The following is a 14,085-nucleotide window of genomic DNA, read 5'->3' as shown; positions in this document are numbered from 1 at the left end:
TTAAGGTTTTTCAATCCATTTACCCTGAACCTTCATTACCTGTTCTATCACATCGCGCACACAGCCTTCACCTCCTTTTTTATGGGAAACGTATAAAGAGATTTCTTTAACTTCCGGTGCGGCATCCTGAGGGCAGCAAGGTAAACCAACGAGTTTCATGGGGTAATAGTCTGGAATATCGTCTCCCATATAAAGAACTTCATCTGGTTTTATCTGGTATATATCAAAGAATTCATCCATCTGTTCCACCTTATCATCTATCCCAAGATAGATGTCTGTAATTCCCAGGTCGCGAAGACGCTTTCTCACCCCTTCATTTTTTCCTCCACTAATAATGCAAACAGTGAATCCGGCCTTTTGAGCCATTTTCATGGCATAACCATCTTTTGTGTTCATCGTTCTTAACAAGTCCCCTTTTGTGGAAATCTGGATGGTTCCATCAGTAAGGACTCCGTCTACATCAAAAACGAAGGTATTGATCTGGTTGAGGTGTTCTTTATAGCTTTTTTCCATGCAATTTCTGAATAGAGTCGGTTAAAATAGTATATATCTTCTTTTGGTCTTCATCAAGCATTTTGAGGTGTGCAGTAATGGTATTCTGATCATTGCGAAGGGCTGGCCCCGTTTGGGCCGAATACGGCGGCAAGGTTTCTATCTTCGCGGCTGTTTCCTTTATAAGTGGTTGCAGAATCTTAAAAGGCAATTCGTTCCTTTTGCAATATTCAGCAGCCAGTGTGTATAAATGATTGGTAAAATTATTTACAAAAACAGCGCAAAGATGCAAGGCCCTGCGTTGCTCAGAGTTCACCTCAAAAATATTATCGCTGAGCATGGAGGCGATCTCTCTCAAATGCTTCAGGGTTTCGGCCGAATTTGCTTCAAGGCATAAAGGAACTTCCTTAAAATTGACGGGCTTGTCCTTGGAAAAAGTCTGTAATGGATAAAATACCCCGTGATTCTCAAATTTCGAAAGCCGATCCATGGGTTCACTTCCGGAACAGTGTACAAAAACTGCCTTATTATCCTTTATTTTTTCAGCCATCTCACCAATCACTTCATCCCGTACTGCCAGAAGATAGAGATCGGCCTTTTTAAGATTTTTAATATTTGAGGTCCTCAAATCCGGATCCTTTACAAAATGCAGATGCTTTTCATTACGATTATATACCTGGATCACCTCCAGTTCCTTTTCTTTTAAAAAGGTCTGGTAGAGGTGAGTTGCCACATTTCCTGCTCCAATAATAATCACTTTTATCATGCGGCTAAAATACCAAAATTTTCATGCAGGGGAAATTAACACTCGTCGAGTTGATATTGAATTGGTATTAGGCTTAAAAACTCACAATAAATCGTTAAATTTGCAGCCGTTAAAATTGACAGTTCTTCCATGCAGAAAAAAATAGCCTCTATCCTTTTTTCTACCCGAATAATGGCCGTCTTATTTATCGTTTTTGCAATTGCCATGGCCATGGGCACATTCATAGAAAGTTGGTACAGTATAGAAACCGCCCGTATATTGATTTACAATACCTGGTGGTTTGAAGGAATAATGGTTTTCCTTTTAATAAATTTCCTGGGAAATATTGGTCGTTATCAGTTATATAAAAAGGAAAAATGGAGCGCCCTTGTGCTTCACCTTTCCTTTATCTTAATCCTTATAGGTGCTTTTGTAACACGCTATATCAGTTATGAAGGCATAATGCCGATAAGGGAAGGAGAAACAACCAGTAAAATCCTTACCCATGAGACCTATCTTACTTTTTTTATTGATGGGGAGATCGATGGTGAACCAAGACGCCGGGTTCTTCAGGAAGAAGTTCTTTTTGGGCCAGAAGTAGATAATGATTATGTTCTGAATACTGATTTTAATGGTCAGCCGGTAAGTTTTGAGGTGACCAACTTCATTCACGGAGCTGAAGAAACCCTTGTTCCTACTGAAGACGGGGAAACTTACCTCAAGATAGTTGAAGCAGGTGATGGCCAGAGGCATGATCACTATTTGAAAGAAGGGGAGGTAAGCAATATCCATAATGTACTTTTTACATTGAACAATCCGCAGGAAGGGGCAATTAATATAGAACTGACTGAAGACGGGAAATATCTGATAGACTCTCCTTTTGAGGGCACCTATATGAGGATGGCCGATCAACAGCAGGGAGACCTGGTTCAGGATTCAACTCAGACCCTGATGTTAAGGTCTCTTTACAATATAGGAAACATGCAATTCGTGATACCCGAGCCGGCCATTAAGGGCGAGTATGATGTAGTTCCCACCAACCCGAAGACCGACCAGGACCTTGACGCAGTGAGTTTGAAAATTTCATCTGAAGATGAATCCAAAACCTTAACTCTTTTAGGTGGACAGGGAACAGTAGCCGATCCTACCCGGATAAATCTGGCAGGGCTAGAGATATTCCTGAATTACGGGTCTATTCAAAAGGAACTTCCTTTTGCATTAAAGCTCAATGACTTTATTGCTGAAAAGTATCCCGGAACAGCCGACAGGGAAACACCAGGCTATGCTTCATTCAAAAGTAAAGTAGAGATCATAGAAGAAGGGAAACCAGCAAAACCATACGATATCTATATGAATCATGTACTGGATCATAAAGGCTTCCGCTTTTTCCAATCGAGTTTCCACCCGGATGAAAAGGGTACTATACTTTCGGTAAACCATGATTTCTGGGGAACCTGGATCACTTATATTGGTTATTTCCTTCTCTATTTCGGACTGATGTGGATACTCTTTGATAAAAATTCAAGATTTGGACATCTTGAAAAGATGCTGGACAAGATTAAGGAAAAGAAAAAAACATTGGCCAGTCTGCTTATTTTGGTAAGCTGCTCTTTTGGGATGAATGCCCAGGAGGAAGCTCACGATCATACGGAAACCAGTACCATTGAGATAGACAGTATTATACAAGAAAATGCTGTTAAACCGGAACATGCCGAAAAATTCGGGAGACTTATCATTCAGGATGCTGGAGGGAGAATGAAACCAGCCAATACCTATTCATCAGAACTGCTTAGAAAACTTAGCAAAAGTGATGAATATGCCGGATTGAATTCAGATCAGGTTCTGGTTTCCATGACCGAAAACCCTGTGTTCTGGTATCAGGCACCGCTTATTTTTGTGCAGAAGAAAAATGACAGTTTACACCATATTCTTGGGGTACAGGAAGGTAAAAAATATTTATCACTCACCGATTTCTTTGATGAGACCGGTGCCTATAAACTCTCTCCTTATCTGGAAGAGGCCTACCGGGCTGCAGTACCTAATAAATTTGAGAAAGATTTCATTGAGACCGATAAGAAGGTGAACCTGCTTTATCAGGCCTTGCAGGGAAAAGTTTTGAAAATATTCCCAGTACCAGGTGATGAGAACAATGAATGGGTGTCTTATCCTGAAGTGGATGAGGCAAACCTTAAGGGAATGGATTCGGTCTATACCAAACAGATCCTTCCATTATATATGAATGCCCTGCGAACTGCCCGTAAGACCGGTGATTATGAAAAAGCCGATCAATACCTGGAAAGCATACACAGCTACCAGCAGAAATTTGGTGGTGAAGTAATGCCTTCCAAAGAGAAGGTGAAAGCAGAATTGCTTTATAACGAATATGATGTTTTCAGAAGTCTTTTCTGGATGTATATGCTGGCAGGATCGTTAATGTTATTATTTGTGATCGTCCGGATATTTAATGACAGTAAATTAATTAGAGGGCTTATTTATGTAAGTGTCGGGACAATAATCCTTCTGTTCGTGTTGCATACTGCCGGTCTTGCCGCCAGATGGTATATTTCAGGACATGCTCCCTGGAGTGATGCATATGAATCAATGATCTATGTTGCCTGGGCTACCATGTTCTTTGGTCTTGCCTTCGGAAGAAAATCAAATCTTACAATAGCATCTACTGCCTTTGTTACAGCGATGATCTTAATGATCGCTCACTGGAACTGGATGGACCCTGCGATCGCCAATCTACAGCCAGTATTGAATTCTTACTGGTTAATGATACATGTTTCGGTAATTGTGGGAAGTTATGGTCCCTTTACCCTTGGAATGATCCTGGGAGTGGTAGCTTTGATCTTAATGATCCTGACTACTGAGAAGAATAAGAAAAAAATGGAGATTAATATCCATGAGATCACGGTGATCACAGAGATGGCTCTTACTGTTGGACTGGTAATGCTTACCATTGGAAATTTCCTTGGAGGACAATGGGCCAATGAAAGCTGGGGAAGGTACTGGGGCTGGGATCCAAAAGAGACCTGGGCTCTGATTAGTATCATGGTCTATGCCTTTGTGATCCATATGAGGCTGGTGCCTGGGCTTAGAAGCCGCTGGTTCTTTAATCTTATGGCTGTGATAGCGTTCGCAAGTATTATGATGACCTATTTTGGTGTAAACTTTTATCTTGCGGGACTTCATTCCTATGCTAGTGGAGATAAAGTGATCACACCAAGTTTTGTTTATTATTCAGTCGCTGCGGTAGCAGTACTTGGGGCAGTCTCTTACTGGAAATTCCGTAAGCATTTTTCGAAGAAATAATATAGTTTTTCTTAATAAGAAAAGTCACTACGAGCAAAACGAAGTAATCTTAAAGACTGCTTCGTTTTGCACATAATGACTTTAATAATTATTAGTTCAGGAATACTTATTTCATATTCCCTACCATGTCTTTAGGGTCTACCCATTCATCAAATTGCTCTTCGGTAACATAACCGAGTTTTACAGCTTCTTCCTTCAGGGTGGTACCATTTTTATGTGCTGTGTTTGCGATCTCTGCGGCTTTGTAATAACCAATTTTGGTGTTCAGAGCGGTCACCAGCATTAAGGAATTATTCAAATGTTCTTTGATTCGTTGTGTATTGGCTTCGATACCATTTGCACAGTGTTCCTCAAAAGATACACAGGCATCTCCAAGTAATTGTGCGCTTTGAAGCAATGCATTCGCCATAACAGGTTTGAAAACGTTCAGTTCAAACTGCCCCTGCATTCCTCCAACACTCATGGTAGTGTCATTTCCGATAACCTGGGCGCAAACCATTGTAAGTGCCTCACACTGGGTAGGATTTACTTTACCTGGCATGATCGAAGAACCAGGTTCATTTGCAGGGATATTGATCTCCCCAATCCCGCTTCTTGGACCGGAAGCAAGCATTCTTATATCGTTTCCTATTTTATTAAGGGAAACAGCCAGTTGCTTCAATGCTCCATGAGTTTCAACAAAAGCATCATGAGCAGCAAGAGCTTCAAACTTGTTTCCGGCAGAAACAAAAGGCATTTCAGTGAATTTTGCAATAAATTCGGCTACTCTTTTAGAGTAACCCTTTGGGGTATTCAATCCTGTTCCCACAGCGGTACCTCCAAGTGCAAGTTCTGCCAGGTGAGGGAGTGTATTTTCAAGGGCTCTGATGCCATGATCAAGCTGTGCAACATATCCGCTGAATTCCTGGCCAAGAGTTAGGGGAGTGGCATCCATAAAATGTGTACGTCCTATTTTTACAGTATTCCTGAACTCCTCCGATTTTTTCTTAAGAGTATCCCTTAATTTTTTAAGTCCGGGCAAAGTCACTTTGGTCACCTTTTGGTAGGCGGCAATATGCATTCCTGTGGGAAAAGTATCATTTGAAGATTGTGATTTGTTTACATCGTCATTGGGTTGAAGTGTCTTTTCACCTTCCCCAATTTTGTTTCCGGCAAGCTGATGTGCACGGTTTGCGATTACTTCATTCACATTCATATTGCTTTGGGTACCGCTACCGGTTTGCCAGATCACCAGCGGAAACTGATCGTCGTGCTTTCCTTCAAGGATCTCATCACAAACCTTTGCGATAAGGTCTCTTTTATCCACGGGGAGTACTCCCAATTCACAATTGGTATAAGCAGCAGCCTTTTTCAGATAGGCAAATCCGTATATAATATCCAGGGGCATAGAAGCTGCAGGGCCGATCTTAAAATTATTCCTTGAACGCTCAGTCTGAGCACCCCATAATTTATCGGAGGGAACTTTAACTTCCCCCATGGTATCTTTCTCTATTCTATAATCCATAATGTTAAAATTGGTTGTTTAGCAAAGTTAATGTTTCGAAGATTTTTAAACTCAAAAAAAGCTTTAAAATTAGATCATTAAATTTTGTTTAGAAGTACAGGTTTTTATTGATAATGTCAAATCATTGGATAGGCCAGGGGATAGGATTTTGGATTGGTTTTTTCCGGTTGATAGGTCGACTAAGAATATCGGAACTATGAGATCATTTTATTTTAACAACTGTTTAAAGTAAACGATCTCAAATATTAGGATGGGAAAATATGAATTGCGACAATTTGGTGTAGAAATGGAGCCTTTTTGATGATCTGTTGCAATTAAACAGATCGCAATAGAAAAGGAATTTTAACAGCGTTAAAATTCCTTTTCTCCAACTCAGTCTAAGTATGACTGTAATATTGAAATTTGATAAATTTCTATGAGATCAAAAATTTTGGGGGAAATCTATGACCTAATAGAAAGTTTAAGATTTCATAAAAATATAGAACTATATATTGTTAAACAAAATTAAATTAAAATTTAACTTATTACCCGATACTTACTGAAAAAATTTAAACTTCTTGTGGTTAACATTCTTCCCAATTTGCGGATTTCCAATATTTTAAGCAGTGGAAAGTTAAATCTGGTTACTTATAGTTAAACCGAAAAAGTCAAAGATATATGGCCAAAGGAGCGCGTGCGTGCATAAAGGGAATAAAGGTGCGTGCCGAAACCTGATTAAAAAATTAAGTATTTCTTGTGATAACCCGGCCAGACTTCATATCTTTGACCAGATTCAAATCAAACCTAACTGTTATGTTCGAATTCGATCAATATCTTGGTTTCTTAGCATTTTTGGTGATTCTTACGATGGGTTTCTGGCTTATGATCTTCTTAATGGCCTTTGTTCCTTACTGGATTGGAGGTTCTGTGGGAGAGCTAATCAAGGAAAAACGCGAAGCACGTAAAAAAGCTAAAGCGGAAAAAGCATAAAAAAAGGGACTTGAAAAAGTCCCTTTTTTTATTAGGTTAGTATTTAGAATTCTCCTTCTTCAAAATCATCTTCACTACCTCTTCTTTCCTGGCGTCTCTTTTGTTGATTAAACCTGTAAATTAGAGATACTGTGAAATTTTGTCCCTGTCTCCACTGGAATTCACTTTCTCTTTCGTAAGTATCTGTAATAGTATAAGACTGTCTTTTTCTGGAATTCAAAAGATCACGAACGTTCAGTGATAGGGTGGCATTATCATTGAAAATATCCTTACTAAATGCAAGGTCGATTGAAAGGAAGCCATCCCTGGTTCCCTGAACTTCTTCTGAGGCGCCCCGGTAAAAAGCATTTGTCTGCCAATCTATCTTTGCAGGCAAACTTACCTTGGAGCTGAAACGGGCAAACCAGCTCGTATTTTCAGCATCGTAATTTCTTCCGTTGTATTCGCCTTCAGTTTTAAATTTGAAGAAGTTGAAGCTACTGTTCAGTCTAAGCCAGTCCGCTGGATTATATAGAATACCCAGTTCTGCACCAGTACGATCATTGCTTGAAAGGTTCACTGGAATCGTCCTGACTACGTTTGTACCAGCGATATTATCTTCAATTCTTTCAAAACTATCTGTCTCATGCTGATAATAAACCGAAGAAGTAAGTGTAAGTTTTTCCCATCTTTTCAAATATCCAAGATCAAAGGCGTTTGAAAATGCAGGTCTCAGGTTTGGATTCCCCTGAAACACATTGTTCGTACTGCTCCTGGAAGGAAATGGATTAATAAACCATCCTCTGGGGCGGTTAATTCGCCTGTTGTAACCTAAGGTTATATTTTCTTCCTCAGCAATTTCGTATATAAGGTTAACGGTTGGGAAGAGCCCAAGGTAATTATTGTCAAAATCGGTGTCTATTGGGATCCCGAAGGCTTCTTCCAGCTCATCATCAGAGAGTTCACTTTCTATTTTTCCTTTCAGCTGAGTGTTTTCAAGTCGGAGTCCTAAAAGGAAAGAGAGGTTGCCGAGCTTTGTTCCATATTGAGTATACAGGGCATTGACATTTTCGGTATAATCAAAATTATTGGATAGGGTATCATTGAAAACCAGTTCTCCTGTTTGTTCATCTTCTTGAAAGAGAGTGTAATTGGTGATCTCATTTTCGAAATTTCCACGATAACCGGCTTCAAACTGGGAATCCTCATTGAATGGCAATACATAATCTGCCTGTAAAAGATATTCCTTCTGATCTTCCGTGGTATTTATATTTTCATCACGAAGGGCAAAATCTATTTCTCCTGGATTGGAAAGGATGTTTTCCCCAATAGTAGTAAACTGGGTTTCACTATCGTTTTCATATTGAAAATCTGCAGTTAATTTATGTCCTTCATTATTAAAGTTATTGATGTAATTAAGTGAAAACTGCCAGCTTTTATCATTCTCACTTTGTCTTTCCCTACGGGTGGTTTCAAGTGCAAGGCCTTCATCTCTCATGAAATAGTCGGAATTATTCGTGGTAATATCCACATCTTCACCGCCACGGTAAAAAATAGAACCGGTAATGGAAGACTTTTGATTGATGAAATATTCCATTCCGAAGTTGCTGTTGAAATTCCTGTTGAGCCGCTCTATATCCCTGTCTTCATAGATCCTGGAATAATTGGTCTCACTATCTTCAAAATATCTTGTATCGAAATAACCTCCCCCTGGAGCATCAAAATAGCGTACGCCCGTAGTAGTAAACAGATTGAAATTCTCAGTACGGTAATTCAGGTTGGCAGTAACACCTGCATTTGCCGGAGTTCCTGCATTTAAGTTCAATGAACCGTTAAAGCCAAGGGTTTCCTTTTGCCTGAGAATAATATTAAGGATCCCTGCCGTTCCTTCGGCATCATACCGCGCGGAAGGGGAGGTTATAACTTCAACCCTTTCAATAGCATCAGCAGGTAACTGGTTAAGAACGTTTGTATCTCCAAATCCTGCCATGGCTGAAGGCTTCCCGTTTATAAGTATTCTTACATTCTCGTTCCCTCTAAGGCTAATGCCACCATCTATATCTACCGTGACCGATGGAACATTATTAAGCGCGTCGCTAACGGTTCCGCCGGCAGTTGTAAGGTCCTTACCTATATTGTATATTTTTTTATCAAGGCGAACATCCACCTGTGTGGTTTCGGCGCGAACCACTACCTCATCAAGATTTTCTGATCCTAAGCCAAGCTTGATGGTACCCAGGTCCAAATCGCTGTCAATGACCCTGTTGTTATAGGTTTTGCTTTCATAAGAGATGAATTCCACTATAATATTGTAAGTACCCTTCTTTACGTCTATGGAGAATTCCCCGTTTGCATTGGTGACCCCTCCGGTTAGATCTTTTGGGTCACTTACATTGACTATAGAGATGGTAGCATATTCAAGTGGTACTTCAAGCTCATTATCTATTACTTTACCTGTAATGGTAAACTGCCTTGGATCGGCTGATGGTCCCTGAGCAAAACTTTGAAATAAAAAAATGTTGAAAAGGCTAATAATTAGGCCTAGGAAGAAAATCCTTTTGTTGGTCATTGTCAATTTTTCTTTTATGACCATTCAAAAGCGCTTTGGTTTAATTCATATCGGTTAATATTTTGTTAAACCAAAATAAAAAATCTTGCAACAGTATCTAATATTTTACTAATCAGGATTTTCTGGTAAGCTGTTTGTTCAAAAAAATATAATTTTCAAACTGATCTTCTTCGAGGAATTTCTTCAGGTTCTTATGTTCATTCTTCTGAATTGCCTTTAACTTATCAATTTGATAATTGGTGCTTAGGCTTGAATTGATAATTTCATTCTTTTTAATAGTATACTCAATTATGGAGTCCTCCAGCAGAAGGGTTTGTTCTTCGGTGAGGTTTAGCTGGTCTTTCCAGGTTAAGGCCAGTTCAGCAGCTATTTCCTTGATCTCTCTCCGGTTTCTTTCATGAATGTAGATCTGAGAATAAACGAAACCGGCCACTGCTGCGGCTGCTACACTAATTAAGGCTATGCGGTGCTGAAGTTTCATTTTCAATTCTTTTTTTACAGAAGTTTCTCTATTTCAGACGGCGGTCTTCCAATAACCGCTTTTTTATCATCTTCTACTATAGGTCTTTCAATTAGTTTAGGATGCTTGGTCATCACGGTGATAAGTTCCCTGTCACTAAGATCTTTGTCCTTATATTCTTCTTTCCAGATCTTTTCATTTTTTCGAACCAGTTGGATTGGCGCGATATCAAGCTTATTGATAAGGGACTCGAGCTCCTCTTCACTTAATGGTTCTTTAAGATATTCCTTTATTTCAAATTCTTTATCAGAATTCTTCAGAATTTCCAGACCTTCTCTGGATTTTTTACATCTTGCGTTATGATAGATCTTTAGCATTTTTTTGAAATTTTCCTTTTTAAAATAATCAATTAATTCAAATTTTAAAAGTTATTCAAGATTCTTATCAATCTTCATTTTTCTGGCCCATCATCATAAGAAATGATTTGAGAAAACTATCAATTTCACCATCCATTACATCATCCACATTTCCTGTTTCTTCACCAGTCCTTACATCTTTTACCAGTTTATAAGGGTGCATTACATAATTTCTTATCTGTGATCCCCATTCTATCTTCATTTTAGAATCTTCAATCTCCCTGCGTTGAGCCTGTCTCTTCTGAAGTTCTATTTCAAACAACTGACTCTTTAAAAGCTGCATGGCCTTATTTTTATTTTCAAGCTGAGAACGGGTTTCAGAATTTTCTATAACTATTCCGGTAGGTGCGTGACGCAGCCTAACTGCCGTCTCTACTTTATTCACATTCTGGCCACCTGCTCCCGATGCCCTCATGGTCTCCCAGCTTATCTCGACCGGGTTGATGTCTATTTCAATACTCTCATCCACCAACGGATACACATATACCGAGGCAAATGAAGTATGCCGTTTTGCATTGGAATCGAAAGGTGAAATTCGCACCAGTCTGTGTACGCCGTTCTCACCTTTTAGCCAGCCGAATGCATACTCGCCTTCAATTTCCAGGGTCACTGTTTTTATACCTGCCACATCACCTCCCTGGTAATTGAGTTCACGTATCTTGTATTTTCGTTTTTCAGCCCACATAAGGTACATACGCATAAGCATTTCTGCCCAGTCACAGCTTTCAGTCCCTCCCGCACCAGCTGTTATCTGAAGCACGGCACTCATATTGTCCCCTTCTTCAGAAAGCATGTTCTTGAACTCAAGATCTTCTATAAGATCCACAGCTTTTTCATGTCGCTCTTCAACATCCTGAGCTGATGCTTCTTCCTCTTTATAAAATTCATAGATAACATCAAGGTCATCTACAAGGGTTTCAGCTTTTTCATAGTCTTCCACCCAGCTTTTTTCAGAATTGACCTCCCGCATGATCTGTTCAGCTTTTTTGGGATCGTCCCAGAAGTCTGGTGCAAAGGTCTTTTCTTCCATATTGGTTATTTTGATCTTTTTGGCATCAATGTCAAAGATACCTCCTTAACGCAACCAGGCGCTCCTTAAGATCTTTAATGTTTTCTGTAGTTATCATTCATGATTGATTTATGGTAAAAATAGAATTTAGGGAAGTTTCCGAAAAGTATTTAACGATAATTTTATAGTTTTAGAGAGCTTTAAAAAAACCTCTAATGTATAGAATTACCTGTATTGTTCTGGCCTTCAGTATTTCATTCGCTATGAAGGCTCAATTCCTCGAGAAAAAAGAAAATCTAAAAACTTATGAAGGATACTTCAATTTCCACTATAACGAGAAAGAAGATGAGATATATCTTGAAGTGGATACCCTGAATACCGAATTCCTTTATACTCATTTTCTCACTTCTGGTGTGGGCTCCAATGATATTGGCCTGGACCGTGGCCAGCTGGGTGGCGAAAGAGTAGTTAAATTTCAGAAAGCCGGGAATAAATTATTACTGGTTCAGCCGAATCAGAATTACAGGGCTATTACTGATAATGAAGCCGAAAAGCAAAGTGTGGCTGAAGCCTTTGCTAAATCTGTCATTTTTGGTTTTGAGATCAAGGAAGAAAAGGATGGTAAGTATATCATTGATTTTACTCCTTTTTTAATGCAGGACACCCATGGGGTGACCGATAAACTGAAAAAAGGCGATTACGGGAACTATAAACTTGACAAATCAAAAAGTGCGCTGTCGTTAGAAAGAACTAAGGCCTTTCCCGAAAACGTGGAATTCGAGGCCTTACTTACTTTTGAAGGAGAACCGAAAAGCCGGACGGTTAATTCAGTGGTGCCGGATGCAAAAAATATTAGTGTGGTTCAGCATCATTCCTTTGTAAAGCTTCCTGATGATAATTATAAAAAGAGAATTTTTGACCCCAGGAGCGGGGCAATTTTCATTTCATATATGGATTACGCATCTCCGGTCTACGAGCCTATCAAAAAGCGTTACGCTATTAGGCACCGGCTTGAGAAGAAGGATCCTGATGCTGAAATAAGCGAAGCTGTGGAGCCGATTATCTATTACCTTGATCCGGGAACACCTGAGCCGGTACGCTCAGCCCTTTTGGAAGGAGCCAGATGGTGGAATGAGGCCTATGAGGAGATTGGATACAAAGATGCTTTTCAGGTGAAAATGCTGCCTGAAGGTGCTGATCCACTGGACGTAAGATACAATGTGATACAATGGGTACACAGATCTACCCGGGGTTGGAGCTATGGTGCCAGTGTGGTTGACCCAAGAACAGGAGAGATCATTAAGGGCCATGTAAGCCTGGGGAGTTTAAGGATAAGACAGGATTTTATGATCGCCCAGGCGATGATGAACAAACCTTTCGGAAACAGCGATGATAACCACGATCCCATGATGGAGCTGGCCCTGGCCAGGATCCGCCAGCTTTCTGCTCACGAAGTAGGTCATACAATTGGCTTTACTCATAATTTCGCAGCCAGTACTAATGACAGAGCTTCTGTGATGGATTATCCGCATCCTCAATTCGAACTTAATAATAGCGAAATTGAATTTGCGAATGCCTATGACACAGGTATAGGAGAGTGGGATAAGGTGACCGTGAAATACAGTTATAGTGATGTGCCTGAAGGAATGGAGGAAAGAGAATACCTTAATTCGGTTCTTGAGGATGCGCAGCTAGAAGGCCTTAAATTTATTACAGATTCCGATGCCAGAGCAACCGGAGGAGCCCATGCTTTTGCCCATCTTTGGGATAATGGAAGGGATGCAGCCGATGAACTTGAAAGAGTTTTAAAAATCAGGAAAAAAGCGACAGAGAATTTTTCTGAAGATAATATCAGGACTAATGAGCCTTATTCTGTCCTGGAAGATGTATTTGTCCCTCTGTATTTCTTTCATCGCTATCAAACCGAAGCTGCTGTTAAAATGATTGGGGGGCTTGAATACAATTATGCGGTAAAAGGAGGAGGGGAGAATATAGTAGAGCACCTGGATGAGAAGCTTCAGAAAAAAGCACTTGAAAGCATCCTGAAAACATTATCGGCTGAAGAACTGGCAATTCCAGTAGACAAACTGAAGTTATTTCCACCACGAGCCTTTGGATATTCAAGAGACCGAGAATCTTTTAAAAGTAATACTGATGTTGCCTTTGATGCGCTTGGCGCACCTGCAACTGCTGGCGATATGACCCTTGCTTTATTGTTTCATCCGGCAAGAGCAGAAAGGCTGGTACAGCAGCATGCTTTAGACAGGAAACTTCCCGGGCTGGATTATGTGCTTGATGAGACCATATCACAGACCATTAAAAATGATAAAAAAGATGAATACCTGAAAAGTGTTCAGAACACCATCAATTTTGTAGTGTTCAAACATTTGCTGAACCTGGCTGTTAATGATAAATCCACTCCGCTGGTAAGGTCTGTAGCCAATCAGAAGATCGATGAACTGGCAAACTGGCTCAGAACACGAAAGGATGCGGTTTCAGCAGAAATGTATAGGCATATCAAGCGATTCAGAGAAGAACCCGAAGAATTCAAGCTTGACATTAATGTTCCAAAGATTCCGGACGGTTCACCAATTGGAAGCTATTAATTAGCCTTTTTTGAGCACATT

The 14,085-nt window shown here is 39.9% G+C and carries 10 protein-coding genes; 3 read left to right on the top strand and 7 right to left on the bottom strand.

Features of this window, described 5'->3' with window-relative positions:
* On the bottom strand, window positions 1-513 hold the full coding sequence (locus tag LU635_RS09000) for a KdsC family phosphatase (protein WP_240098337.1): 513 nt from the start codon (window positions 511-513) through the stop codon (window positions 1-3).
* Complete coding sequence (locus LU635_RS08995) at window positions 497-1,258, bottom strand: Rossmann-like and DUF2520 domain-containing protein (protein WP_240098335.1); 762 nt, start codon at window positions 1,256-1,258, stop codon at window positions 497-499. Before LU635_RS08995 ends, LU635_RS09000 begins: the two co-directional genes overlap by 17 nt.
* A gap of 129 nt (window positions 1,259-1,387) precedes the next feature.
* On the opposite strand from LU635_RS08995, the gene LU635_RS08990 reads away from it, so the two are divergent.
* Window positions 1,388-4,552, top strand: a complete 3,165-nt coding sequence (locus tag LU635_RS08990) for a cytochrome c biogenesis protein (protein ID WP_240098333.1) — start codon at window positions 1,388-1,390, stop codon at window positions 4,550-4,552.
* Window positions 4,553-4,658: 106 nt separating this feature from the next.
* Here the strand turns inward: LU635_RS08990 and fumC are convergent, their stop codons facing one another.
* Window positions 4,659-6,056 carry a class II fumarate hydratase gene (fumC, locus tag LU635_RS08985; protein WP_240098331.1) on the bottom strand — a complete coding sequence of 466 codons (1,398 nt, stop codon included), beginning with the start codon at window positions 6,054-6,056 and terminating at the stop codon, window positions 4,659-4,661.
* Between the two features lie 792 nt (window positions 6,057-6,848).
* Between fumC and LU635_RS08980 the strand changes: the two genes are divergently transcribed.
* Complete coding sequence (locus LU635_RS08980) at window positions 6,849-7,025, top strand: hypothetical protein (RefSeq protein WP_240098329.1); 177 nt, start codon at window positions 6,849-6,851, stop codon at window positions 7,023-7,025.
* 43 nt (window positions 7,026-7,068) lie between these two features.
* Here LU635_RS08980 and LU635_RS08975 read toward each other — a convergent pair whose 3' ends face one another.
* From LU635_RS08975 to prfB, 4 genes are all read right to left on the bottom strand, one after another.
* A complete protein-coding gene (locus LU635_RS08975) occupies window positions 7,069-9,573 on the bottom strand; it encodes a TonB-dependent receptor (RefSeq protein ID WP_423738488.1) in 2,505 nt (834 codons plus the stop codon).
* Window positions 9,574-9,685: 112 nt separating this feature from the next.
* Window positions 9,686-10,054: a hypothetical protein gene (locus LU635_RS08970; RefSeq protein WP_240098325.1), complete on the bottom strand. Its 369-nt coding sequence runs from the start codon at window positions 10,052-10,054 to the stop codon at window positions 9,686-9,688.
* Window positions 10,055-10,068: 14 nt separating this feature from the next.
* Entirely contained in the window at window positions 10,069-10,410 is a 342-nt protein-coding gene (gene arsC, locus LU635_RS08965) for an arsenate reductase (glutaredoxin) (RefSeq protein WP_240098323.1), read from the bottom strand.
* Between the two features lie 67 nt (window positions 10,411-10,477).
* Window positions 10,478-11,576, bottom strand: a protein-coding gene (gene prfB, locus LU635_RS08960; protein ID WP_240098321.1) for a peptide chain release factor 2 whose coding sequence is annotated in 2 segments (ribosomal slippage) — window positions 10,478-11,512 and window positions 11,514-11,576 — 1,098 coding nt in all. Because the reading frame shifts where the segments join, the coding sequence is not laid out codon by codon here.
* A 97-nt stretch (window positions 11,577-11,673) separates the two neighbouring features.
* Here prfB and LU635_RS08955 point away from each other — a divergent pair.
* Window positions 11,674-14,064 carry a zinc-dependent metalloprotease gene (locus LU635_RS08955; RefSeq protein WP_240098319.1) on the top strand — a complete coding sequence of 797 codons (2,391 nt, stop codon included), beginning with the start codon at window positions 11,674-11,676 and terminating at the stop codon, window positions 14,062-14,064.
* Window positions 14,065-14,085 lie beyond the last annotated feature (21 nt).

The organism is Christiangramia crocea, from assembly GCF_022410465.1.
In the GTDB taxonomy this organism is placed as follows: domain Bacteria; phylum Bacteroidota; class Bacteroidia; order Flavobacteriales; family Flavobacteriaceae; genus Christiangramia; species Christiangramia crocea.
The sequence above is the reverse complement of the archived record's forward strand: the minus strand, read 5'-3'. Positions and strand labels throughout refer to the sequence as shown.